This is a genomic window from Pseudomonas sp. McL0111, from assembly GCF_052567255.1.
In genome coordinates this window covers 3,675,157-3,697,449 of record NZ_CP199585.1, presented here as the reverse complement: position 1 = coordinate 3,697,449, position 22,293 = coordinate 3,675,157, and the positions used below count along the sequence as shown (strand labels likewise).

23 protein-coding genes are annotated in these 22,293 nt (G+C 57.3%); 7 read left to right on the top strand and 16 right to left on the bottom strand.

The annotated features are described in order from the left end of the window. Nucleotides 1-9 precede the first annotated feature (9 nt). The 3 genes from ACTWLJ_RS16865 to galE all read right to left on the bottom strand — a co-directional run bounded on the left by ACTWLJ_RS16865 (nt 10) and on the right by galE (nt 2,703). The gene (locus tag ACTWLJ_RS16865; RefSeq protein ID WP_445177648.1) at nt 10-1,074 is read right to left on the bottom strand and encodes a polysaccharide biosynthesis/export family protein; all 1,065 of its coding nucleotides are present in this window, start codon (nt 1,072-1,074) and stop codon (nt 10-12) included. A 145-nt stretch (nt 1,075-1,219) separates the two neighbouring features. Then, nucleotides 1,220-1,456 carry a hypothetical protein gene (locus tag ACTWLJ_RS16860; RefSeq protein ID WP_201204907.1) on the bottom strand — a complete coding sequence of 79 codons (237 nt, stop codon included), beginning with the start codon at nt 1,454-1,456 and terminating at the stop codon, nt 1,220-1,222. Between the two features lie 230 nt (nt 1,457-1,686). Beyond that, nucleotides 1,687-2,703, bottom strand: a complete 1,017-nt coding sequence (gene galE / locus ACTWLJ_RS16855; protein ID WP_445177647.1) for a UDP-glucose 4-epimerase GalE — start codon at nt 2,701-2,703, stop codon at nt 1,687-1,689. A 388-nt stretch (nt 2,704-3,091) separates the two neighbouring features. Here galE and galU point away from each other — a divergent pair, with 388 nt between their 5' ends. Together galU and ACTWLJ_RS16845 are read left to right on the top strand one after the other, a co-directional pair. Beyond that, nucleotides 3,092-3,925 carry a UTP--glucose-1-phosphate uridylyltransferase GalU gene (gene galU, locus ACTWLJ_RS16850; RefSeq protein WP_401216357.1) on the top strand — a complete coding sequence of 278 codons (834 nt, stop codon included), beginning with the start codon at nt 3,092-3,094 and terminating at the stop codon, nt 3,923-3,925. 40 nt (nt 3,926-3,965) lie between these two features. After that, nucleotides 3,966-4,376 (top strand): mannose-1-phosphate guanylyltransferase, encoded by a 411-nt coding sequence (locus tag ACTWLJ_RS16845; protein WP_445177646.1) that lies wholly within the window; start codon nt 3,966-3,968, stop codon nt 4,374-4,376. A gap of 16 nt (nt 4,377-4,392) precedes the next feature. Here ACTWLJ_RS16845 and ACTWLJ_RS16840 read toward each other — a convergent pair whose 3' ends face one another. Genes ACTWLJ_RS16840 through ACTWLJ_RS16805 form a run of 8 tightly spaced genes read right to left on the bottom strand, consistent with a single transcriptional unit; the run spans nt 4,393 to nt 13,884 of the window. Next, a complete protein-coding gene (locus tag ACTWLJ_RS16840) occupies nt 4,393-5,523 on the bottom strand; it encodes an SGNH/GDSL hydrolase family protein (RefSeq protein ID WP_445177645.1) in 1,131 nt (376 codons plus the stop codon). A 14-nt stretch (nt 5,524-5,537) separates the two neighbouring features. Beyond that, on the bottom strand, nt 5,538-6,590 hold the full coding sequence (locus tag ACTWLJ_RS16835; RefSeq protein ID WP_445177644.1) for an acyltransferase family protein: 1,053 nt from the start codon (nt 6,588-6,590) through the stop codon (nt 5,538-5,540). Nucleotides 6,591-6,602: 12 nt separating this feature from the next. Continuing rightward, complete coding sequence (locus ACTWLJ_RS16830; protein ID WP_445177643.1) at nt 6,603-7,706, bottom strand: hypothetical protein; 1,104 nt, start codon at nt 7,704-7,706, stop codon at nt 6,603-6,605. Further along, nucleotides 7,697-8,929: a phosphoribosylaminoimidazole carboxylase gene (locus tag ACTWLJ_RS16825; RefSeq protein ID WP_445177642.1), complete on the bottom strand. Its 1,233-nt coding sequence runs from the start codon at nt 8,927-8,929 to the stop codon at nt 7,697-7,699. Before ACTWLJ_RS16825 ends, ACTWLJ_RS16830 begins: the two co-directional genes overlap by 10 nt. After that, entirely contained in the window at nt 8,926-10,038 is a 1,113-nt protein-coding gene (locus tag ACTWLJ_RS16820; protein ID WP_445177641.1) for a polysaccharide pyruvyl transferase family protein, read from the bottom strand. Before ACTWLJ_RS16820 ends, ACTWLJ_RS16825 begins: the two co-directional genes overlap by 4 nt. Nucleotides 10,039-10,052: 14 nt before the next feature. Then, nucleotides 10,053-11,135: a glycosyltransferase gene (locus ACTWLJ_RS16815; protein ID WP_445177640.1), complete on the bottom strand. Its 1,083-nt coding sequence runs from the start codon at nt 11,133-11,135 to the stop codon at nt 10,053-10,055. 40 nt (nt 11,136-11,175) lie between these two features. Beyond that, nucleotides 11,176-13,404: a polysaccharide biosynthesis tyrosine autokinase gene (locus ACTWLJ_RS16810; protein ID WP_445177639.1), complete on the bottom strand. Its 2,229-nt coding sequence runs from the start codon at nt 13,402-13,404 to the stop codon at nt 11,176-11,178. A gap of 39 nt (nt 13,405-13,443) precedes the next feature. After that, nucleotides 13,444-13,884: a low molecular weight protein-tyrosine-phosphatase gene (locus tag ACTWLJ_RS16805; protein ID WP_445177638.1), complete on the bottom strand. Its 441-nt coding sequence runs from the start codon at nt 13,882-13,884 to the stop codon at nt 13,444-13,446. Between the two features lie 290 nt (nt 13,885-14,174). Here ACTWLJ_RS16805 and ACTWLJ_RS16800 point away from each other — a divergent pair, with 290 nt between their 5' ends. Both ACTWLJ_RS16800 and tal read left to right on the top strand, forming a co-directional pair. After that, entirely contained in the window at nt 14,175-15,131 is a 957-nt protein-coding gene (locus tag ACTWLJ_RS16800) for a glycosyl hydrolase family 5 (RefSeq protein WP_445177637.1), read from the top strand. 202 nt (nt 15,132-15,333) lie between these two features. Next, on the top strand, nt 15,334-16,260 hold the full coding sequence (gene tal / locus ACTWLJ_RS16795; protein ID WP_401216368.1) for a transaldolase: 927 nt from the start codon (nt 15,334-15,336) through the stop codon (nt 16,258-16,260). 204 nt (nt 16,261-16,464) lie between these two features. Here the strand turns inward: tal and rssC are convergent, their stop codons facing one another. Then, nucleotides 16,465-16,947: an anti-sigma factor antagonist RssC gene (gene rssC, locus ACTWLJ_RS16790; protein WP_042560140.1), complete on the bottom strand. Its 483-nt coding sequence runs from the start codon at nt 16,945-16,947 to the stop codon at nt 16,465-16,467. Then, nucleotides 16,947-18,128 carry a two-component system response regulator RssB gene (rssB, locus tag ACTWLJ_RS16785; RefSeq protein ID WP_445177636.1) on the bottom strand — a complete coding sequence of 394 codons (1,182 nt, stop codon included), beginning with the start codon at nt 18,126-18,128 and terminating at the stop codon, nt 16,947-16,949. Before rssB ends, rssC begins: the two co-directional genes overlap by 1 nt. A gap of 274 nt (nt 18,129-18,402) precedes the next feature. Between rssB and ACTWLJ_RS16780 the strand changes: the two genes are divergently transcribed. Further along, a complete protein-coding gene (locus tag ACTWLJ_RS16780) occupies nt 18,403-18,702 on the top strand; it encodes a PilZ domain-containing protein (RefSeq protein ID WP_445177635.1) in 300 nt (99 codons plus the stop codon). A gap of 54 nt (nt 18,703-18,756) precedes the next feature. Here the strand turns inward: ACTWLJ_RS16780 and ACTWLJ_RS16775 are convergent, their stop codons facing one another. Continuing rightward, the gene (locus ACTWLJ_RS16775) at nt 18,757-19,446 is read right to left on the bottom strand and encodes an MlaA family lipoprotein (RefSeq protein WP_445177634.1); all 690 of its coding nucleotides are present in this window, start codon (nt 19,444-19,446) and stop codon (nt 18,757-18,759) included. Between the two features lie 197 nt (nt 19,447-19,643). On the opposite strand from ACTWLJ_RS16775, the gene ACTWLJ_RS16770 reads away from it, so the two are divergent. Together ACTWLJ_RS16770 and ACTWLJ_RS16765 are read left to right on the top strand one after the other, a co-directional pair. Next, nucleotides 19,644-20,264 (top strand): HAD family phosphatase, encoded by a 621-nt coding sequence (locus ACTWLJ_RS16770; RefSeq protein ID WP_445177633.1) that lies wholly within the window; start codon nt 19,644-19,646, stop codon nt 20,262-20,264. Nucleotides 20,265-20,373: 109 nt separating this feature from the next. Next, complete coding sequence (locus ACTWLJ_RS16765) at nt 20,374-20,637, top strand: DUF4404 family protein (RefSeq protein ID WP_401216372.1); 264 nt, start codon at nt 20,374-20,376, stop codon at nt 20,635-20,637. A 174-nt stretch (nt 20,638-20,811) separates the two neighbouring features. Here ACTWLJ_RS16765 and queF read toward each other — a convergent pair whose 3' ends face one another. Together queF and copI are read right to left on the bottom strand one after the other, a co-directional pair. Next, the gene (gene queF / locus ACTWLJ_RS16760) at nt 20,812-21,642 is read right to left on the bottom strand and encodes an NADPH-dependent 7-cyano-7-deazaguanine reductase QueF (RefSeq protein WP_445177632.1); all 831 of its coding nucleotides are present in this window, start codon (nt 21,640-21,642) and stop codon (nt 20,812-20,814) included. A gap of 61 nt (nt 21,643-21,703) precedes the next feature. Then, nucleotides 21,704-22,237: a copper-resistant cuproprotein CopI gene (gene copI / locus ACTWLJ_RS16755; RefSeq protein ID WP_445177631.1), complete on the bottom strand. Its 534-nt coding sequence runs from the start codon at nt 22,235-22,237 to the stop codon at nt 21,704-21,706. Nucleotides 22,238-22,293: the final 56 nt, after the last annotated feature.

Genomic DNA, 22,293 nt, shown 5'->3' with positions numbered 1-22,293 from the left:
CGGCGGGCCTTATTTGGCGTTGTTGTTACTGAATTCGCTCCAGTTCTTCGCTGCCGAAGCGCCGGTACCGACAATCGACGCCGACGGCACCAACTGACTGATGAAGCGGTTCCAGCGAGTCACGTTGGCCGGCCCGACATACACCACGTCCTGCGGGCGCACTTCGAAGTGCGAAGCCAGCGCCATGGCGGTCGGCGATTCGGCTTCCAGTTGGTAGATTTTCGCCGGCTCGACATCGAGGTTTTCCACCCCGCGAATCACGTACACGGCGTTGCCGTTGGAAGTGGTCTGACTCAAGCCGCCGACCGAACCGAGAACATCGGACAGGTTCATCGTTGCGGTCTTGAAGCTCAGTGCACGCGGCTGGTTGACCTCGCCCATGACGTAGATGCGCTTGTTGTCGTTGTACGGCAGGTACAACTGATCGCCGCCCTTGAGGAAGACGTTCTGCAACTGCGAGTCCTGCTTGTTCAGCGTGTCGAGATCGAGCGGATACTGGCGCCCGTTGCGCGTCAGCAACAGCCCCGACAAGTCGGCATTGTTGGTATCGATACCGGCAGACCCGAGGGCTTCGACCACGCTCAACGGATTAGTGGAAATCGCTTGCGGCCCGGCCTTGGCAACCGCGCCGGTCACCACGACTTTCTGACTGGCGAAGCGCAACACGGCAACGTCCACCTGCGGCTCGGCAATGAACGCCGACAGTCGCTGTTCGATGTCGCTGCGCAGTTGCTGGATAGTTCGGCCGGTGGCCTGGACTTCCTTGATGAACGGGTAATAGAGCGTGCCATCCGAACGCACCAGACGGCCGTTGGCATCGATTTGTTGTTGCGCGCCGGACGGTGCCGTCAGCTCCGGGTGATCCCAGACAGTGATGTACAGCACGTCGTTATTGCCGATGCGGTATTCGGCCGGGGTCGCCAGCAATTCCGCTGGCAACGGCGTGCGCTTGTACGTGGCCCGGTTCATCGAGATCAGCTTGGGGGTGATCGGAATCAGCTCGACCCGGCTGCTTTCACTGGACCCTTGGCGGGTGATGGAACTGGTGCTCAGGTATTGGCCCGGGGAAAACATGCAACCTTGTAAAGCGAGACTTGCCAACATTAAGAGATAAACACTACGAGTCATATAATGGCACTACGCTATTCAAGGGCGAATCTAAAAACAAAGTCACCCGACTTTCGTCGGGCGACCTTGTACTGCACTAACGATGTTTCTGTTAGTTATGCGTGCCGGTTGTACCGGTGGTACCCGTCGTACCGGTGGTACCGCCGTTGGCACTGCCACCGCTGTTGGACGCCGCTACAGCGCTGGCAACCATTGCAGTACTGGCTGCAGGCGCTTGGGAAGCCGCTACATTGCCACCTACATTGGTCACCGCTGTAAGCGGCGCTTCAGCTGCGGCAGCCCAGTTGCTTAACATCGACAACAGGGCAATCGCCATCACTTTTTTCATAACAACTCCTTTCTAACATTCAGCCTGTTAAAAACCGGCGTGTGTTAGAGGTGGTAGCGTTCAAGTCCGCAAAAAGCGCGAACAAGATCCGTCGTTCTTTCACAGTCTTACCCAACTGATAAAAGTCGAACGGCGGGTTTATATCTACGGACTTGCAAATGGCATTTCCAGTCTAATTTCCCGACGTTATCTAACAGTCTGACCGAAAATAACATTGCACTAAAACGCCACTATTGCAGATAACCCTTGGGATGATTCGATTGCCAGCGCCAGGTATCGGTGACCATTTGCTGCAAGTTGCGCGTGGCTTTCCAGCCCAGCTCTTTTTCAGCCTTCGACGGATCGGACCAACACTCGGCGATATCCCCGGAGCGACGCGGCATCACCCGGAAAGGTACTGGCTGCCCACACGCCTGTTCAAAGGCGCGCAACACTTGCATCACGCTGTATCCATCGCCTGTGCCGAGGTTCCAGGTGTGCGCGCCGGTGCGGTCGCTGATCGACTGCAAGGCCTTCAAGTGCCCGTCCGCCAGATCCACGACGTGGATGTAGTCGCGAACGCCGGTGCCATCCGGTGTAGGGTAATCGTTACCGAAGATCGCCAGCTCTTGCAGGCTGCCAACCGCAACCTGACTGATGTAAGGCACCAGATTGTTCGGAATGCCGTTGGGGTCTTCGCCCATGTGCCCGCTGGCATGCGCGCCAATCGGGTTGAAGTAGCGCAACAAAGCGATGCTCCAGCGCGGCTCGGCTTTGCACAGGTCACGCAAAACGTTCTCGACGATCAGCTTCGACTGGCCGTAAGGATTAGTCGGGATGCCGGTCGGAAAATCCTCGCGGATCGGCATCTGCTCAGGTTCCCCGTACACCGTGGCCGAAGAACTGAACACCAGCCGGAACACCCCGGCTGCTGCCATTGCCTGGCACAGCGTAATGCTGCCGCCAACGTTGGTTTCGTAATATTCCAGCGGCTTGCGCACACTCTCGCCGACAGCCTTGAGCCCGGCAAAATGCAGCACCGCATCAATGGAATGCTGCTGGAAAATCCGGTCAAGCAACGCCCTGTCGCAGACATCGCCGCGAATCATCAGCGCACTTTTTCCGCATATGGCTTCCACCGCATGCAGTGCCGCGTCGCTGCTATTGCAAAGATTATCCAGAACAACAACTTCATAGCCTGCTTCAAGCAGGGCAAGTGTGGTGTGCGAGCCGATATAACCAGTGCCACCCGTTACCAGAATCTTCATAGCGCGGTCCGTAATTGGATAAATGCCAATAAGCGTGTCAAGCCCCATGTATTGATTCTGTGTGGCAATCCACACAAATAAGGCGACAACAACCAAAAACAATTTCAGTTCAATGACTGGCAATAAATATTTTTGCAGTCCACACTGTATTGCCTGGTACTTATTAGCACTCCGGCCGCACTCATCACTATCAACAGATACCGACTAAAAATAACTAATAACAATCAAGTCGACATCTCATAACATTGCCGCACTTCACGCACATTGATAATTGCCTTTAACAACCTGACTCAGGTATTAAAGTAAGTCTTCAATATCTCTTGAAACTTGCAACCTTTCGTAATTGCTCGCACGTTGCTGTGCGCCATGAAATGTCCAGGATACTTTTATGATTCGTAAATGCTTGTTCCCCGCTGCCGGTTATGGCACGCGTTTCTTGCCGGCAACCAAAGCCATGCCCAAGGAAATGCTGCCAATCGTCAACAAACCGCTGATCGAGTACGCCGTTGAAGAAGCACGGGACGCCGGTCTGCAACACATGGCCATCGTCACCGGCCGGGGCAAGCGTGCGCTGGAAGATCACTTCGACATCAGCTACGAACTCGAACACCAGATTCGCGGCACCGAAAAAGAGAAGTTCCTTGCCGGCACCCGTGAGCTGATCGACACCTGCACCTTCTCCTACACCCGTCAGATCGAAATGAAGGGCCTGGGCCACGCGATTCTCAGCGGCCGTCCGTTGATCGGTGATGAACCGTTCGCCGTGGTGCTGGCCGATGACTTGTGCCTGAACCTGGAAGGTGACGGCGTACTCGCGCAAATGATTCAGCTCTACAAGAAATTCCGCTGCTCGATTGTGGCCATCCAGGAGGTCCCGGCGGATCAGACTCACAAGTACGGGGTGATCTCCGGTGAGCTGATTTCCGACGGCATCTACCGCGTCAACAACATGGTGGAAAAACCGGCTCCGAAGGACGCCCCTTCGAACCTGGCGATCATTGGCCGCTACATCCTCACGCCGGATATCTTCGACCTGATCGCCGACACCGAACCCGGCAAGGGCGGCGAGATCCAGATCACCGACGCGCTGATGAAACAGGCGCAGAACGGTTGCGTGCTGGCTTACAAGTTCAAGGGTTTGCGCTTCGACTGCGGCGATGCCGAGGGTTACTTGCAAGCGACCAATTTCTGCTACGAAAACGTCTACCTCAAAGGCCGCTGAGGCGGCTGCATCACCCACTCTTCAAATCAGGCAGGCCACCATGAACATTGCACAACATTCCGTAGAGATTGAACGCGAGGTGGGCAACCTCGGGGTGATGAGCTGGCTGTCACGCCATCAGCCGCTGCCCAGCGCCAATGAACCCTGGCTGGGCAGCACACTGCTGGTAGAGCGCATCGGCATGTTTCCTTCGTCCGGTGACATTCGCTGGCCGCTGGCCGACCCCTATCCCCTGCTCGCGCATCTGAAAAAGCTTTATGGCGAACAGGCGCTGGAGATCGATGACCGTGATGGCTTGAAAGTGATCTTCAGCGACTGGCGCTTCCGCGTGCGCATCTGCTGCAACGACCCGGCGATCATCATCAACGTCGAAACCCGGTGCGCCGCACAATTGATGCCACAGAAAACTGCCGAACTACTGACTCACCTGCAAACCGTCGAACAACACTAACCCCTGTAGCTGCGGGTTATTGGTTGCAGGGGGTGTTTGTGGTCGGGTCAGAGGAAATCAGTTGGTAGAAGTAATCGGCAATCACCTTGCCGCCCGTGGCCGGCAGCGGATGAATCTTGTCCGGGCCGATCATCGCGGCGGCATAGCGTTTGACGTCGGGACCGAATGCGCACTGCATATCGGCGTACCCCAGATGCTGCGCACGCGCCCAGGGTTGCAGGGCCTGCGCATAAGCCGACATTGGGTAAGCACTGGATCGTGAAGTGTCCTGACGCAGGATCAGGTTGATGCTGGCTGCCGGCTGGATTTCGCGAATCATCCCCACCAGGCCCTGAATGTTCTGCAGATATTGCTCGGGTTTGACCCCAAACCCCTGATCGTTACCGCCGAGCATGATCAGGTAAATGTCCGCAGGAATCTTCGACACCACCGCTTTCCACTGCGTCTGCCAGCGATCATCGCTGTGGTAGAAATCAGCGGATGCCGCGCCGGACGCTGCCAGTTTTGAGACGCGCACACCGCCCTGATCGTTGCTCATCCACAGGCCAAACAAGGTTGGTGCGCCCTTCACTACTTCGAGTTTGAAGGTCCAGTCCGCCGCTGACGAAGTGCCCGGCAATGCCACCTCTTGCACGCCTGTGCCGGAGAGGGTCAAAGGCTGCCAGTTTTCCGAGGGCGACCAACGATAGCGCAACTCGCTGGATTCACCGTTGCCGAGATAGAGCAGTTTCGCCTGAGTGACGGCGGTGTTGATCGCTGCTGTCGGCGCGGCATCGATTTGCAGCCATGCGCCGGGATGCCCCGTCACAGTCCGACTGTCGGGGCTGGCTTGGCCCAGGCCGGAGACCTTCCAGTCGCCGCCAAAATACTTTTCGCTGCTGCGGGTGTATTTGAAATGCGTGCCCCCCAGCGCCGCGCCGTGGTTGAAGCCGACATAACCGGGCCCGGCGAAACCCACCTCCCCGGCCACTCGCTGCACCAGTTTGTTCAGGTAGAAATCCTGCCCGGCGCTGTAGCTGTCGCCGATCACCGAAATATTCAGAACCTTGCCGGCCTTGCCTTCGCGCCACTGCGTAAACCGCTCGCGCGCATCGCCGACCTCGACTACCGACGCTGCAACTGGCTGGACGTCATCAACTGCAACCATGCATCAATTCCTCTTCAGTGATGCCCCACTGTGGGATTTGTGGCTGGGGCGATAGTTTTCGCAGGCTTTTTGGCAGCCGCCCGCTCGCCTAAAAACAGCATGGAGGTGAAGTTGAACCGACTGAAAATCATCGACAACACCACCGGCCCCAGCAAACCGAACGCCACACCGCCCAACACCAAAAGGCTCTCATCCTTCACACCCAAACGCCCGAGGACGAAGCGCGAAGTCGCCGCAAACAAAACATGAAACAGGAAAATCGCATACGAATAGCCACCCAGCCAGGTCAACCACTTCGAACGTATATCGCTCGACAGCAACGCGATGCACGACACACAACCGACGGTCAGACCGATCAAGCTACGGCGGTCAACAATCAACTCCCGATCAATCGCCGCCACGTACAGCAACGTCAGCGATATCAGTACAAACACCAACGGCCCAAGCACCTTGAACCGTTGCTTCAGCACATCGACATTTTCCTGCCCGATCATCCCCGCCACAAAAAACGGCAGCAGATAGATCGCCCCATTGATGCCAAATGCATCGACCTTGAACGGCGGCAACAAAAACACCGCAGCGGCAAACGCAAACAGCAGATACAAACGCGTCGCTGTGCGCAGCAAACCGCGCCATTCCAGCAGACCGACGAACATGAAAATGATGAACACCGCCTGCAAGAACCAGAAGTGGTTGATCGGCACCCAGAACGACAACAACGCGTCGATCACGCCGACATCCTTGTTCACCCCCGGGCCAACCGCTTGCAACACCGAGAACGGCACGCCCACGCAAAACAGCGGCACGATCAGCCGCCGAACCTTGCCGCTGAAGAACGCCGAAAAGTCATTGCCGCGAATTTTGTAGATGGAGTAGATATAGCCCGAAATGAAGGTGAACAGCGGCATGCGCACGTACACCATCGAGTCGGCGATCACCCGGAACGGCGAGCCCAGGTCTATTTTCAAGCCGCCGCCCAGCGGACCGATGACGTGATAAAGCACCAGCAGTAGGCACGCCAGTCCGCGCAGGGTTTCGATTTCCAGCGACTTTTTCTTGCTCGACATAAAGCTCCCGCCTCAATTCAGAACTCTTGATTCAACCTGCACCGGTTTGTTCGCCCGCAGCATCAATCCCAGGCCGACAAACAGCACCGGCACCACCATCGAGAAGTGCCGGGCGAAGGAACCGAAGTCCGGTTCGAACAAGCCTTGCACCAGCAGAAACGCCATCGGGATCGCGATCAGTTCCTTGGGTTTGGTCTGGATTGGTGCGCCCTTGTAATCGGTCGAGGTGATGACTTTGAACAGCAGCAGCGCGGTCATCATCATCAACGCCACGAAGATCACCTGACCCGGCCCGGACAGCAGGATCAACTCCACCGGAAACGACAGCCGAAAGAAGATGATCATCGAGTCCAGCGCCTGCGAAACGAAATCGCTGCCGCTGAGCCAGGACACGATCAACGACTTCGAGCCCTCTTCGCCCGCCGTACGCAGCTCGTTGTTACTGGCGCGAATCGATGACACCGGGAACCCCAGCGCAAGCTGGATCGCCATCGCCACTGCCAGATAAAACATGAACAGCATCAGAAAAAAGGTCACCCGCGACACGTACTTTTTCATCACGCAGACGCCGACCCAGGACAGCGAAAACAGAATCCAGTAAGGCCGGATCAGCACGCCGTAAATCACTGCCGACAAGAAAAATCCGCCGCGATATTTGCGTGTCAGCGAGCTGAGCAAAATGCTCAATACCGCCACCGAGACAATGATTTCCTTGGTCAGGTTTTCCAGGAAAAACGAACGCACGATCCCCCACAGACACAGGGTGCCGAAAATCGCCAGCGGCATGCGCCGGAACACCACCACCGGAATCGCCGTGAGGAAGAAATTGCAGAACATCCCGTAGGCCCAGGCGTTGGTCAGGTTGATCCCGGTGGGCCGCAGCAGGAACGCCGAACACTCGTAGGAAGAGCGATCCGGCGAGAACGGGTTCCAGAAATTGCAGTTGTCGGCCCGCGCATAGGACGACCACAAAGTCATGGCGTCCGGGCCCGGATCGCGGGGAATCAGTAGCGGCATCGCCACCGAGAGAAACAACCCGCTGAACAGAATCAGGAACGAAAGTGAGGAGTCGAGTGTTCTGCCCCGAAACTCGATACGCGGCAGCTTCAGGCCCATGACAGCGCAGCCTTTTTCGGCCGCGTGACGCGAGTCAAAATGGCAATCACGCCGAGCTGCACGCTGACTGCGAAGACGTTGCCCCAAGCGGCGCCATAGATCGAATAGTGCTTGATCAGCATGTAGCTGACCGGCACTGAAACCAGCAGACAGATCGCTGCGCTGGCGAGTGACACCCGGCTGTTTTTCGAAGCAATCAAACCGCCCCAGACGATGTCGCCAATCGCGCGCAAGGCAAAGGAGAAAATCAGCACGCCGAGGATCGCATTGTCCGGACGCGGAACGCTGGTTGCGACGTAATCCAGCACGAAATTGAAGAACAGATAAATCGCCACCGCCACCGCTGCAGACACCGCCAGCGAACGTGCAACCCACTTGTTGATGAACAACTGCCTGACCGTAAACGGTTGCTGATCAGCCTGAAAACGCTTGGCGAGCACCGGAATCCCCACCACCGCCACCACCGCGTAGGACAGCGCTTGCAAGGTGTTGGCCGCCGACCACGCGTACACGTATTTACCGAGGCTCGCATAAGGTTCGAGGTCAATGATCAGGAAGCGCTCGGCGTACTGACTCAGCGCGATCAAACCAGTGCCAAGATAAAACGGCAGGCCTGCTTTCCACACAGTAGACGTGGCCAAAGTTCCGGCCACGCGGCCGTTGTGCACGTTCACCACAATCAAGTAACCGGCGACGATCACCAGCACGTTGGCGATCACCCACAACCACAGCACGCTGGCGATCCCGGAGACCCAACCGAGCATCATTCCGCCTACTGCCAACAACGCCCACAGGCCGGTCTTGATGAAAAACAGCAGCGCGCCCGCCGTGGCTTTCTGCGCCGAGAACACGAAGGAGTTGATCTCGAAGGACAGGTGCTCGGTCAACAGCACCAGGGTCACACAGACGATCAGCGCAGTCGCCGTTTCGACCTGCTGGAACAGCGTATAAATCAGCACAGTCACTACCGACAGCAACAGCCCCACCGCCAGATACAACAGCAGAACCTTGTCGACGACACGTCGCGAACTACCACCGACGCTGATCAACCGATTGATCTCGGAACTGAAACCGACGCTGTAGAACTTCGACGCAATCAACGATGCTGCCACCACCACGCCGTAAAAACCCAGCGCCTCATAACCGAGGAAATGGGTGATCGCCAGCACCAGCAAAAACTTCGCGCCTAATGCACCGCCGCGAAGCAGCAGGCGAAATATCATCGAACGATACCTTTGATGATCTCGTCCATCGCCACGGTTTTCGCTTCGATCTCACGGCAGGTATCGGTCAGGCGTTTGCCGAAGTTCGACAGCGCGTTCGGCGCGTAAACCGTGTCGATGATCGTATCGACATTGATGTCGCCGCCATTGATCACCCAGTCCTCCACACCCATGTCCTGATAGGCGCCAAAACCTTTGCGCTCATAGCTGATGTGGTACGCCGGAACCCCGGACAGCAACGATTCGATGGCACCGTGCAGGCGCACGGAAATCACCAGATCCGGCTGATATTTGGCCAGCGTGGCTTTCAATGGCAGCAAGTCTTCGGTGATGCCCAGCTCGCGATAGAACGCACCGTCATCGTTGCCACGCACGGCACTTTGCACCGCGCAGACCACTTTGCTTTTGTTCTTCAAGCGCTGCAGCAGCAACTTCAGGTTGGCGACGTAAGCGACCTTCTTCTCCTTGCTCCACTCCGGCGGCTTGCGCAGCACCACGCAGACCGTTGCCGGCGAAGACGCGCAGCGGGTGAACTTCGGTTGCATGAGGATTTTGCTGGCCAACGACTGAACCGCCAGATCCGGCGCGCGGTAGACATTTTCACAGGCATCGAAAATCGCCGACGAGCGATTGTCGCGCACGAACACCGCATCGGCGCTGGCGTAATGCTCGACGATCTTGCTGCTCTCGCCATGGAACGGACCGATGCTTTGCGGCAGGTACACCGACGGCACTTTGCTGAGGATCGCCGTTTCCAGTTGCTTGGCGTGGCCCAGTTTCAACTTGACGTGTTCGAAGGCACTTTTCGAACGCATGTAGCCGCCACCGACGCCGACAATCAGATCGGTTTTTTTCAGCAGATCGGCGAGACCGGCGTAAGACTGGTTGAGGAATACCGCTTGCTTGACCCGGCCCAGACCTTTGGCGGCCATCACTGGCGCGTCGAAACGCGGGTGCGGCAGGTAGCTGAAGGAATCGGGATCGGAGGCCACGACGCTGATTGCCGTGTCATCGCCAAAGTTGCGCTGCACTAAGGCAATCGCCAGATCGACGAGCAGACCGTCACCGGAGTTGGACGCGCTGTAGCCATGCAAAATCGTTACGTTCATAAGCTGAGTTCTACTTAATAAGTGGGTGCGCAATACAGGTCGTAGGTCTGGCGAATCATCAACGCGGCACTGAAACGCTCGCGGACGATGTTGCGACCTTGATTGCCGAGATCGAGCAACCTCGGCTTCTGGATCTTCGCCAGCACGTCGGCCAGTGCCTGGTGATCACCGGTCGGGAACACATAACCAGAGACCTCGTTGGTCACCAGTTCCGGCAGTGACGTGCAGTTGCTGGCGATCACCGGCAAGCCCATGGCCATGCCTTCCAGCGGCACCATGGCAAAACCTTCCCAGCGACTCGGAACGATCAACGCATCGGCTTTTTGATACAGCGCATGCACTTCGGCGGGCGTCACCCACGGCAGGTATTCAACCGAGTCCATCGGTGGGCACTCGACTTTGTCCTCGTTGACCGCACTGCCGACCACCGTCAGTTTCAAGTCGCTGCGCTCTACTTTGGCGTACGCCTTGAGCAACACATCGAAGCCTTTCTGATAGTCGAGACGACCGACGAACAGCAGATGAATCGGCTCAGCCTGCTCGGCTTTAGGCGCTTGATCGCGTTGATGGATGCCGTTGTAGATCAGCGTCATGCGCTTGCGATCGATACCAAATTTCGCAGCCTTGTCGAGCTCGTACTGGCTGACACAGATGATCACGTCGGTGACCTTCTGCAACACCCGCTCGATCCACGCATAGACTTTCTGCTTGGCCGGCGAGCTTTCCATCAGGAACGAAAAGGCGTGCGGGCAATAGACGATTTTCGGTTTGCGCCAGGGCCGTAACAGCACGCACACGCAACGGCCAATCACCCCGGAAAAGGTGCTGTGCAGATGCACTACATCAGGTTTTTCCTTGAGCATCACCTGAGACAATCGCCAGGCGAAGCGCAGCAACGAGGAGATGTTGCGCCCGGTTCTGGCGAACGTGCGGATCTGCTGCTGCGGGATGCCGTGCAGTTCTTTTTCCTGATCCTGCGGGACCAGATAGACCAGCTCGTAGTTCGTCGCATCGCCTTCGGGCGACGCCGAAATAGTGCGGATCACCGTCGCGACGCCACCTTTTATCGTTTCAGCCACATGCAGTATTTTCTTCACAACTCACCCACTTCAAACATGTAAGGACAACCGCTGAAACTCAGGACTTGTCGGACGCGTATTCGTAGTTGTAATAGCCGTAACCGCCGTTGCCGTAATAGCTGGCGGCGCGTTTCTCGACACCGTTGAACACCGCGCCTTTCAACTCGATACCGTTCTGCGCAAAGCGGCGGATGGTCATTTCGATCTCTTTCGCCGGGTTCACCCCGAAGCGCGTGACAATCAGGCTGATCGCCGCTTCCCGCCCGACAATCGCCGCGTCGGTCACTGCCAGCAGCGGCGGCGTATCGATGATCACCACGTCATACATGTCGCTGAGTTGCGCCAGCAGTTCGCGGAAGTTGGCGTGCATCAACAGCTCGGAAGGATTCGGTGGCACCTGCCCACGGCTGATGAAATGCAGGTTGTCGATTTCGACTTTATTGATCGCCTGCTCGATGCTGCAGCGTTTGACCAACAGATCCGACAAACCGTTGGTGATCGGGGTGTTGAGCGTCTTGTGCAGGTGCCCTTTGCGCATGTCGGCATCGACCAGCACCACGCGCTGACCGCTTTGCGCCATGACTGCCGCGAGGTTGGACGAGACGAAAGTCTTGCCAACCTGCGGGCTCGGGCCGGAAATCATGATGCGGTTGTTGGTCGAGTCCAGCCCGGCGAAGTGCAGGCAGGTGCGCAAGCTGCGGATCGACTCGATCGACAGATCCGTCGGGTTGCGCAGCGCCAGCAGATACGCCGGATTATCAGCTGCGTTTTTGGTGCGGACTTTTTTAGTGTCTTCTTCCTGTTGCAGCGCGCTGTAGGGGATCGACGCATAGACCGGCAGCCCGAGCTGCTCGATAGCTTCCGGCCCTTCCAGACCTCGACTAAGGGATTTGCGCAGCAACACCAGCGCCACGCCGACGAAGGCGCCGAGGAACGTCGCGATCAGCACGATCAGGGCTTTTTTCGGTTTGACCGGGCTGCTCAGGTCGACATCCGCCGTGTCGATCAAGCGCACGTTGCCCACCGCACCGGCGCGGACGATGTCCAGCTCCTGGGATTTGTTCAGCAGTTGCGTGTAGATCTGCGACGCCACTTCGACGTCGCGGGTCAGGTTGAGCAATTCCTGTTGGGTCGCTGGCAAGTCGCCGACTTTGCCTGCCAGCGACTTCTGCTGCTGAGTCAACTCACCGATCTGGCTCATCAGTGCACGATAGGCCGGATGCTGTTTGGTGAACTTACGATCCATCTCTGCCTGCTGCATTCTCAGCTCGGAAATCCGCGTTTCGAGCGCCACGGACTGGCCGAGCACCGATTGGGTTTCCAGCGAGATGTTCACGGTCTTGCCGCGCGTCTGATAGGCGTTGAGCGCATCGCTGGCCTTGGCCAGATCACGTTTGACCTGCGGCAACTGACTTTGCAGGAACGCCAGGCTCTGCGCCGCTTCAGCCGAGGTGCGTTGCACGTTCTGCTGCACATAAAGCGCCGCGATCTTGTTGAGGATCTTCACTGCCTCGGCGGCGTCAGAGCTGGCCAGCGCCAGACGGATAATCCCCGACTCTTTACCTTGCTCGGAAATATCCAGCGCGTCCTGATAACTTTGCACGGTGACGATTCGTGGATTGCGCACCACTTCGAAACGCGTACCCGGATTGGCTGACAACTGGGCGATCAGGCCTTCCACCCCGTCTTCTTCGAACGCAGTGCCGGCAACGCCTTCCACCAGCAGGTTGCCGTTGTCATCCAGCAACTGGAAGTGCTGTTGTTCGCCAGCAATCAACGTGAGCTTCTTGCCCAGCAGTTCTTTCGGCAGATTAAGCCGGGCGATTTCCAGGCGTTCACCGCCCCACGCATAACTGTTCAGACCGAAGCGTGGAGGCGCGACGCTGAACTCACTTTCGCCGCGATAACGACGAGCGAGAAAACCACCGATGATCGGGAACGTGTTGGGCGTGACATCGATATCCAGGCGCAGGTCATCGACGGTTTTGCCGATCACTGCGCGGGACTTGATGATGCCGATCTCGGTCACCGACGGCGATTGGCCGCCAAGCATGCTGTTGAGATCGGAAAAGCCGAGCATGTCGTTCTTTTTCGGTTCGACCTGAACCAGCGCGTTCGCCAGATACACCGGTGTGGCCAAAACCGCATAGGCAACGCCGGTGGCCATGAAGGCGCCGGTCAGTGCGCCGATCAACCACTTCTGGTCAATCAGACTGCCAAATATGCCGAGAAGATCAATACTGTCTTGATCGTTGTCACGGGTGCCGATTACGGACGGTAACTGCATAAGTCTGTTCTTACCATTCACTGATCTGAAGAATATTCATCAACGCCCGAGGCGTTGTGCCCATGAGCTGACAGCATCTTCAATCAATGCATGGGCATGAATAAAAGCGGCCTTGCCTTGACGATACGGGTCGTGGATTTCTCGCTCGTTCTGCCACTTGCCGAGCAGAAACACTTTGCCCCGCGCATGCGAGGCAATCTTCAATACTTGATTTACATGTTGTTTTTCCATGACCAGAATCAGATCTGATTCATTAACGATGTCCGCGGTAATCTGCTGTGCCGTGAAGCCTTCGGCACTCCGCCCGTGGTCTTCAAGCACCTGGCGCGCGGTCGCTTCCATGGACTCGCCAACCCGTGCGGACAGGCCTGCGGAGTTCACCGTGATCGTTGAGGAGGCCAGCGCGTTACGCAGCAAAAGTTCTGCTGTCGGACTTCGGCAAATATTGCCCACGCAGACGACAAGGATCTTATTGAACAAGGTTTACTTTCCCGTGTAATGTCAATCGGCCAACATATCGAGCAGGTTTAATGAACCCGCAAGACTTTCCTGCACTCAGAAATAGATTCGCCCTGTTAGTACAGTGCATTAAGTACCACAGCCCTTTTAAGCGCCCCAACCGGAATTACCGGACTAAAAATAACTGTGATTTTGGGCTGATGGTTTTCCGACAAAAAATAACATTTGTGCACTTAGTGCCATCATCTCTATCGAAACAGGAGTAACGAGATAATTATTCGTAGTTGTCACTTCTCTTCGGGAGAGCAGACATGAAATCACCCCATCTCAAACGACTGGGCGCACTCGCGCTGACAGTGCTGGGTGCAACGACTCAAGTGCACGCCAGTGACCTATTCCCCAACCTTCCTACCCGAACCATCGGGGTTCAGGTCAAGATCCAGAACTTCTCCGCCGCCGATGCAGCGCAGATCAAATCGGCAGGCTTCAGTTTTGTGCGCTTCGGCGTATGGAGTGACAGCCTGACTGCCAAGGCGTATCAACAGCAGGTAAACGATGCCTTTGCCGCCGCCAGATCCGCTGGACTGCCGGTTCTGCTGACGGTACGCGCCATCAAACCCCTGCCCGCCACGTCAGCTGACGAGCTGGCGGCAGCGGGTGAAAACTTCGCCAACGCGGTGACGGGGCTGCAACAGTCGTACGCCGCGCAACTGGTCGCGATCGAGCTATGGAACGAGCCGGATCTGGACACCTACTGGCCGACCGGCAACTTCGACACAACGTTCGTGCCGTTCATGAGCGGCGTGTGCAAAAACCTGCAGGGCAAACCACAAACGACACCAGTGATCGGCTACGGCTTTGCCCGGCCACCCAGCGCTGGCTCTGCATCGACGGTGGCGTTGAACCGCATCGTCAGCGAATACCCGAAATGCCTGAATGCCATCTCGTATCACCCTTACGGCATGACGGCCACGCAGATCAGCAATGCGCAGGCGTTCATTCAGCAGAACTTCCATTTGCCGGGGGTCATCAGTGAATGGGGGATCTCGGCGCTCGCCTCCAACGGCGGCCCAGAAGGGCAAGCCAGCAAGATCACCGCGTTTATTGCCGACGTGAAAAAGCTCAGTATCCCGCTGACGTCGATCTACGAATGGAAAAACAGCGATACGGGCAGTAATGATCGAGAGAAGAACTTCGGTTTACTGACTTCCGACGGACAACCGAAACCGGCGGAAGCAGCGGTCAGCACCGAGTTGAATGCACAGTAGGTACTGCGCAACTGACCTGTACGCAGGTCAGTTGATTTGAACCTGTGAGCTGTTTTGGCATCGTATTTATCGATATCCGGCCGCACCTTTCAAACAATCGTTTTCAGGTTGTTGCCGCAGCGGCCATCGATACACGTACGCGCCCTTGAGTGGCTGTCAGCGCTCGGGTAATGTCAACGGACCCATAGGACAGAGCACGCTCATGACTTCCAAGCTGGAACAACTCAAACAAATGACTACCGTGGTTGCCGATACCGGCGACTTCGAGGCGATTTCCCGCGTTAAGCCGGTAGATGCCACCACCAACCCTTCCCTGCTGCTCAAAGCGGCAGCGATCCCGGCTTACGCCGAGTTGCTGAACGCTTGCGTCAGCGACTGCAAGGGCGATGTCGGCCTCGCCAGCGACCGCTTTGGCGTCGCCGTAGGTCAGGAAATTCTCAAAGTGATCCCGGGTCGTATCTCCACCGAAGTGGACGCCCGTCTGTCGTTCGACCAGGACGCCGTGCTCAAGCGCGCGCATCGCCTGATCGAACTGTACGACAAGGCCGGTATCGGCCGTGATCGCGTACTGATCAAAATCGCCTCCACGTGGGAAGGCATCCGCGCTGCCGAGATTCTGGAAAAGGAAGGCATCCAGACCAACCTGACGCTGCTGTTCTCCTTCGCTCAGGCCGCCGCTTGCGCTGACGCCGGAGTGTTCCTGATTTCGCCATTCGTCGGCCGCATCTACGACTGGTACAAAAAGGCCAACGGCAACGATTACACCGGTGCCGATGATCCGGGCGTACAGTCGGTGACGCGCATCTACAACTACTACAAGGCCAATGACTACAAGACCGTGGTCATGGGTGCCAGCTTCCGCAATCTGAACCAGATCGAGCAGTTGGCCGGTTGCGACCGTCTGACCATCAGCCCGGATTTGATCGACAAACTCGCGGCAGACACCGGCAAACTGGAACGCAAACTGGCGCCAGGCCACGCGGGTGAAGCGCGTCTGAGCCTGAACGAAGCGCAGTTCCGCTGGTTGTCCAACGAAGACGCGATGGCGACCGAGAAACTGGCTGAGGGCATCCGTCAGTTTGCCCGCGATCAGGAAAAGCTTGAGGCGTTGCTGCAAGCCAAGCTGTGATCTGAGTAGCTGGAATGCAAAAGGGCGAACCTGTGAGGGTTCGCCCTTTTTTGGTTATGCGAGAGATCTGGTGCCACTGCGACCGCCATCGCTAGCAGGCTAGCTCCCACAGGGGAATCTGTGGGGTGATCACAATGGTGAGTCGAATCGAGAGCCCTGTGGGAGCTAGCCTGCTAGCGATGGGCCCACCAGGGCCCGAGCCGCTTAATGCCGTTCGAGGGCATTCACCAGATCGTGGAAGGCTTCGCGGTTGGAGTCGTTCAACCCCATGAGGATCTTGTGCGCTTCGAGCACTTTGATCCGCACCACTTCCTCCGACTGATCCTGATCCGGCAGGTCGTCCAGGCATTCTGGGCAAGGCACGGGATGGTTGACGATGTTGAACACCTGCTCGAAGCCCATCGATTGCAGCAGACGAGTGATGTCATCGTGTGTGGTAACGACGGTCGGCAGCAGGCCGACCTTCTGCCGCGACAGGATCGACAATTTGGCCAGCAGGCCAAGGGTCGTGCTGTCGATGCTGCGGGTTTCGGTCAAATCGATCACGATCGCGTTGAAATTCAACGCGGTGAAGATTTTCTCAATAGTCGCATCCAACGCCGAACACAGGGTCAGGCGTACTTCACCGACGAACTTCAGGACGAAGGTGCCGTCCTGCTCGGCGAACTGGATTCTACCGGTACTCATTAAAGATTCCTGCTCAGCACCAACAGGGCGATATCATCCGGCATCTCCCCTAGCGTGGCCAATCCAAAAACCTGCCGCAGACCATCCAGGCTGCCGCCCGCTGACTTCACCCGTTGAGGCAAAGCAGCTTCTTTTTCTTTGAGCGTTGGTTCTGGCAAAAGATCCAGAATGCCATCGGACATCAGCGTCAGGCTGAACGTCGGCGGCAGCTCCAATACGTGGTCTTCGTAGGTGGCTTCGTTGAAAAGCCCCACCGGCAGACCGCGCCCTTCGAGATAACGAACACTGTCGGGCGTGTACAACACAGGCAACGGCAGATGGCCGCCGATGCTATAGGTCAACAAACCGGTCTCCTCGTCGATGACTCCACCGACCATTGTGACGTGTTTACCCAGCTTACAACTGATCAGCCCCCGGTTGATATGACCAAGGACTTCCGAAGGCTTGAATTCCGGCAATGTGCCGTTGCGCTTGGATTCGAACAGCAAGCGCGTGGTCATGAACTTCAACAGCACGGTAACGAAGGCTGAAGAGGCACCATGACCGGAAACGTCGGCCAGGTAAAACGCGACCCGGCGCTCGTCGACACGGAAATAGTCGACAAAATCACCCGACAGGTACAACGAGGGGATGATCTGGTGGGCAAACTGGAACTCGTCGATGCTCCACGGGCTGACCGGCAGCATGTTCATCTGCACCTGGCGACCGGCGTTCTGGTCTTCCTGGAGCAGGTTCAGGCTGGCTTCGAGTTCACGGTTGGCCTTTTCCAGCTTCTCGCGATAGCGCTGGTTTTCCAGCAGCAGGCGCGCACGATCCAGGGCCCGGCGCACGGAGTGCTCGAGCACAGCCAGATCTTCGAGAGGCTTGATCAGGTAATCCGCCGCGCCAAGGCGCAGGGCCTCGACCGCGTCGTTCATCACGCCGGCGCCCGAAACCACGATCACCGGAATTTGCGGCGACAGCTCGGTGACCTGACGGATGAGTTCGAGACCGCCCATCTGCGGCATGCGCAGATCGCAGATGACCAAGTCGGGCTTGTCTTGCTCGAATACCTGAAGACCTTGCTGACCATTACTGGCCTGCAGGACGCTGAAACCACTGTCTTCCAAGTAGGCCGCGAGACTCGCGCGCACTACTTCGTCATCATCGATTATCAGCAGCGTGGCACTGGTTTTTGGCATGTGGGCAAACGGCGCCAGAATTAGGTTGGCGTAGCAGGCGGGGCAACGGCCCGGCTCAGACTACTGGATTCGCTTTCTAGCCTCTCTGCTGCACCGGTTTCGAGCATTGGCCCGAAACACGATTGCACCAGAGGTGCCCTTCTAAGGCGCAGACGGTACTCCCATCCGCGGGGCGTTTCAAGCATGCGCCGATGGTCGCTTGACGACTTTACTTGTCAAATCACCGAGAGTTATAAGAACAGCTCAAACCGTAACCCAATGGAAGGACGAAGGCATGAGTCAAACCGGTCGGGACTACAGCGAAAAGCGCGATTTCATCCGCATGCGGGTCGATGCCGATGTTGTGTTGATTCATGAGGGTGATGAGGTGTCGGCGGTGTGCATCGACCTCTCCAGCAGCGGCATGCAGGTCGAAGCACCCAGGCAGTTCAAGGTCGGCGACCGTTTGAGCGTGCGCATCGATTCCGATCATACGGCGCTCAGCGGGCTTGAGGCCGATACCGAAGTGGTTTGGGTCAAAGCCGAGGATGGCAAGACACAAAAGCTCGGTCTGAGCATTTTGAAGATGAAATAAGCACATACAAAAAAGGCGGCCCGAGGGCCGCCTTGTTCATTCTATCGGTCGAGATCAAAAATCGTCTTCGACGTGACCATCCTTGACCTTGAACTCGCGGTTCTGCAAGTAGGCGTTGCGGATGAAGGTGTACTTGTCGCCGCTGATCAGCTTTTCGCTCGACAGCAGGCTGGCGCGGGTGTCGACGATGTTCAGACCAAACACCGAGTTACGCACCGGGATGTCATTGATGTAGCGATACGGGCCGGTGTAGCTGTCGACGTATTTGGACGGCGCGTCACGCAGGGTGCTCGGGCCGAGCAATGGCAGCATCACGTATGGACCGCTACCGACGCCCCAGTAGCCGAGGGTCTGACCGAAGTCTTCGTCGCTGCGATGCAGGCCCATTTTGGTGCCGACATCGAAGAAGCCCAGCAGGCCGAAGGTGGTGTTGAAGATGATGCGTGCAGTATCGACACCGGCAGCTGCAGGTTTGGCCTGCAGAATGTTGTTCGCCAGGTTGGTGACGTCACCGACGTTGCGGAACATGTTGTGAATGCCGTCCTCGAGGAACTGCGGAGTCACGTACTCATAACCCTGCGCCAGAGGCTTCAGCGCGTAGGTATCAACGAAATCGTTGAACTGGAAGATCGGGCGGTTGACGCTTTCCCAAGGGTCTTCTTCCGTTGCAGCGTTGGCGACAAACGGAACCAGCGACAGGCTGGCACATACACATAGCTGAGCGAGAGGATTGCTCCAGCGCATAGAAAAACTCCTTGGATTTTTACTGGCGCGGGCACCCGGGCCCAAGCGTTAAGAGCGCTAGTATAAGCGCAAAAGTGCTTTTGGGCAGTCTGACGATGAAGCTTCTCGTAGGAGACTTCCCACGGCCTGCTTCACGGGCCTGTCATCCAACTGTCATCGGCGCCCTCTAGCTTTGTGGCTATTTCAGGGACGTATTCATGCCACACGCCGAAGCCTTGCCTATCGCCTCGCCCAGCCTGACCGCCGTGCTGTTCGGACTCAGCGGATGCCTGGTGGACTTCGGTGCCCGCGCAGGTCTTCACGACAGCCTCTCGGCACAGCACACCGACGCCACGCCGGGCGCGCTCGACAGCCTGCACAGCTTGCAACGCCAGCAAATTCCCTGTGCCTGGCTGGATGAATTGTCCCCTGCCCTTTCCCTTACGCTTTCGGCTTCATTACCGAGTTGGGTGAAATCCACGCAACATTCGGCAACAATCAATCCATGGCCCGCGCCGAATGCCTGCTGGCAAGCATTGATGAGCATGAACGTCGATCGACTCGACGGATGCGTGCTGGTCAGTGGCGAGCCGCGACTGCTGCAATCCGGCCTGAACGCCGGACTGTGGACGATCGGTCTGGCGTCCTGCGGCTCGCTATGTGGTCTGGCCCCGGATGAATGGCTGGCGCTGACGCAAAAGGAGCGCGAACAACGGCGCGGCAAGGCGACCATGCAGCTGTTCGGTTTAGGCGTGCATTCGGTCATCGATCATCTGGGCGAACTCGACACCTGCCTTGCCGACATCAGCCTGCGCCGGCTCAAAGGCGAAAAGCCCTGATCAGGATCATGCAGGTTTGGCGCGAGTGGATTAATCTAAAGGTCAGCCATAGACCTTTGGCGCGTGGCTGCGGTCAATGCCTGTGCCTATCGATAAAAGGAAACCAACGATGCCCGCCCGCGAACTGCAAGAACAGCTCAATACCCTGCGCGAGCAACTGGAGCAGAATCCGCCGCTTTCCGAAGCCGAGCGCGAAAATCTGCATGAGCTGATGGCGCAGATTGAATCCAAGATCAAACTGGAAGAATCCACTCCGGACACCAACATCGCCGATGGTGTGAACCTGGCCGTCGAACGCTTCGAAGTTGAACACCCGGCCATCGCCGGCACGCTGCGCAACATCGTCAATGCACTGGGCAGCATGGGAATCTAACCCTCCAGACGCAAAAAAGCCCTGCCAGCGATGGCAGGGCTTTTTCATGTCCGCTGTTTGTGTGGGAGCGAGCCTGCTCGCGAACACGGTGAGTCATTCAACGATGATGTCGGCTGACCCATCGCTTTCGCGAGCAGGCTCGCTCCCACATTGGATCGTCCGCATCCTGGTTCTTTACTGGCGGACCAGACGATGGTTCGGCAGTTGCGCGCTTTCGGTGCTGCGGTACGGGTTGATATCCAGCCCGCCGCGACGCACGTAACGTGCAAACACCGTCAACTTCTCGGGTTTCAGCAAGCGTTGCAGATCAAGAAAGATCCGCTCCACGCACTGCTCATGGAAGTCCGAATGCTGGCGGAAGCTGACGATGTATTCCAGAAAACTCGCGTGATCCAGCGCTGCGCCACGGTATTCGACCACTACGCTGCCCCAGTCTGGCTGACTGGTGACCGGGCAGTTGGATTTGAGCAAGTGACTGTGCAGGCTCTCTTCCACCACGCGCGATTCATCGCAACGCAGCAGTTCCGGACGCGGATGCTCGTAGTTACTGACGCTGATATCCAGATCGTCGACGCAAACACCCGGCAACGCTACGACACCTTCAGCCTCAACCTCTTTCAGGCTACGAACCCGCACGCCCACTGGTTTACCGGCCGCGGCAGACAGGTCCTTGACCAGTGTCGCCTCCAGATCGGCAACCTCGGCGAACGGCGTCTGATTCAGCGAGTTCAGGTAAAGCTTGAACGACTTGGATTCGATGATGTTCGGCGAATCCGCCGGAATGCTGAACTCACCAATCGCCACCACCGGCTTGCCGGACGGCAGCAGCCACGACAGCTCGAAGCAGTTCCAGAAATCCACACCTTTATAAGGCAGGGTTTCTGCGGTCAGACCCAGCTCGGCCCATTTCGCGGTGCGCGGGATCGGGAACAGCAGGGACGGCGTGTAAGTGGCGATGTATTCGCTGGATTTGCCCAGCGGCGAATGTTCGGCTGCGGGATGCATGGCGGAAACCTGACTGAAGAATCAGCGGATTCTACCAGCCTTTGCTCCCGCCTTTGAGTGCTTACTGACTGACCGTCAGTTTGCCGACCATGCCCGCCTGATAATGCCCGGGAATGTTGCAGGCAAACTCCAGACCGGTGGCTTTGCTGAACGTCCAGGTCAGCTCGGCGGTTTTGCCCGGCTCGACCAGCACACTGTTCGGATCGTCATGCTTCATGACATGGCCCATCGAACCATGATCCATACCTGCCATATCGTGGGACATTTCCTTCACGCCGGTAGGCGTCAGCATGCCGCTTTGCTGCATCTGCAACATTTCCTGCTGGTGTGCGGCATGCATGGCTGCGTCACCGAGGTTGAATTCGTGCAGCAACTGGCCTTTATTCACCAGCACAAAGCGAACCGTCTCACCGGCCTTGACCTGAATCGTCTTGGGATCGAACGACATGTCGCCCATCACCACTTCGATGTCGCGCGTGGCTTTCGCTGCCGGCGCCGGTTGACCGAAGTCATAGGTATGCGCCGGCGATGCCCATGCTGGCGAGCTCAACGCCAGCAAACACGCGGCCAGGGCCAAGGGATTGCGCAAAAACATAGTCGTACTCCAACAAGATAAGGTTCAGCCTGTGGGAAACTCTAGCCGGCCTGCGC

Coding starts and splice junctions, on each gene's coding strand:
- ACTWLJ_RS16780 (WP_445177635.1), top strand. CDS start 18,403: ATGAGTCAAACCGGTCGGGACTACAGCGAAAAGCGCGATTTCATCCGC.
- rssC (WP_042560140.1), bottom strand. CDS start 16,947: ATGAGTACCGGTAGAATCCAGTTCGCCGAGCAGGACGGCACCTTCGTC.
- ACTWLJ_RS16770 (WP_445177633.1), top strand. CDS start 19,644: ATGCCACACGCCGAAGCCTTGCCTATCGCCTCGCCCAGCCTGACCGCC.
- copI (WP_445177631.1), bottom strand. CDS start 22,237: ATGTTTTTGCGCAATCCCTTGGCCCTGGCCGCGTGTTTGCTGGCGTTG.
- ACTWLJ_RS16810 (WP_445177639.1), bottom strand. CDS start 13,404: ATGCAGTTACCGTCCGTAATCGGCACCCGTGACAACGATCAAGACAGT.
- ACTWLJ_RS16835 (WP_445177644.1), bottom strand. CDS start 6,590: ATGTCGAGCAAGAAAAAGTCGCTGGAAATCGAAACCCTGCGCGGACTG.
- ACTWLJ_RS16775 (WP_445177634.1), bottom strand. CDS start 19,446: ATGCGCTGGAGCAATCCTCTCGCTCAGCTATGTGTATGTGCCAGCCTG.
- rssB (WP_445177636.1), bottom strand. CDS start 18,128: ATGCCAAAAACCAGTGCCACGCTGCTGATAATCGATGATGACGAAGTA.
- ACTWLJ_RS16830 (WP_445177643.1), bottom strand. CDS start 7,706: ATGGGCCTGAAGCTGCCGCGTATCGAGTTTCGGGGCAGAACACTCGAC.
- galE (WP_445177647.1), bottom strand. CDS start 2,703: ATGAAGATTCTGGTAACGGGTGGCACTGGTTATATCGGCTCGCACACC.
- galU (WP_401216357.1), top strand. CDS start 3,092: ATGATTCGTAAATGCTTGTTCCCCGCTGCCGGTTATGGCACGCGTTTC.
- ACTWLJ_RS16865 (WP_445177648.1), bottom strand. CDS start 1,074: ATGTTTTCCCCGGGCCAATACCTGAGCACCAGTTCCATCACCCGCCAA.
- ACTWLJ_RS16800 (WP_445177637.1), top strand. CDS start 14,175: ATGAAATCACCCCATCTCAAACGACTGGGCGCACTCGCGCTGACAGTG.
- ACTWLJ_RS16825 (WP_445177642.1), bottom strand. CDS start 8,929: ATGATATTTCGCCTGCTGCTTCGCGGCGGTGCATTAGGCGCGAAGTTT.
- ACTWLJ_RS16765 (WP_401216372.1), top strand. CDS start 20,374: ATGCCCGCCCGCGAACTGCAAGAACAGCTCAATACCCTGCGCGAGCAA.
- ACTWLJ_RS16845 (WP_445177646.1), top strand. CDS start 3,966: ATGAACATTGCACAACATTCCGTAGAGATTGAACGCGAGGTGGGCAAC.
- ACTWLJ_RS16820 (WP_445177641.1), bottom strand. CDS start 10,038: ATGAACGTAACGATTTTGCATGGCTACAGCGCGTCCAACTCCGGTGAC.
- queF (WP_445177632.1), bottom strand. CDS start 21,642: ATGCATCCCGCAGCCGAACATTCGCCGCTGGGCAAATCCAGCGAATAC.
- tal (WP_401216368.1), top strand. CDS start 15,334: ATGACTTCCAAGCTGGAACAACTCAAACAAATGACTACCGTGGTTGCC.
- ACTWLJ_RS16840 (WP_445177645.1), bottom strand. CDS start 5,523: ATGGTTGCAGTTGATGACGTCCAGCCAGTTGCAGCGTCGGTAGTCGAG.
- ACTWLJ_RS16860 (WP_201204907.1), bottom strand. CDS start 1,456: ATGAAAAAAGTGATGGCGATTGCCCTGTTGTCGATGTTAAGCAACTGG.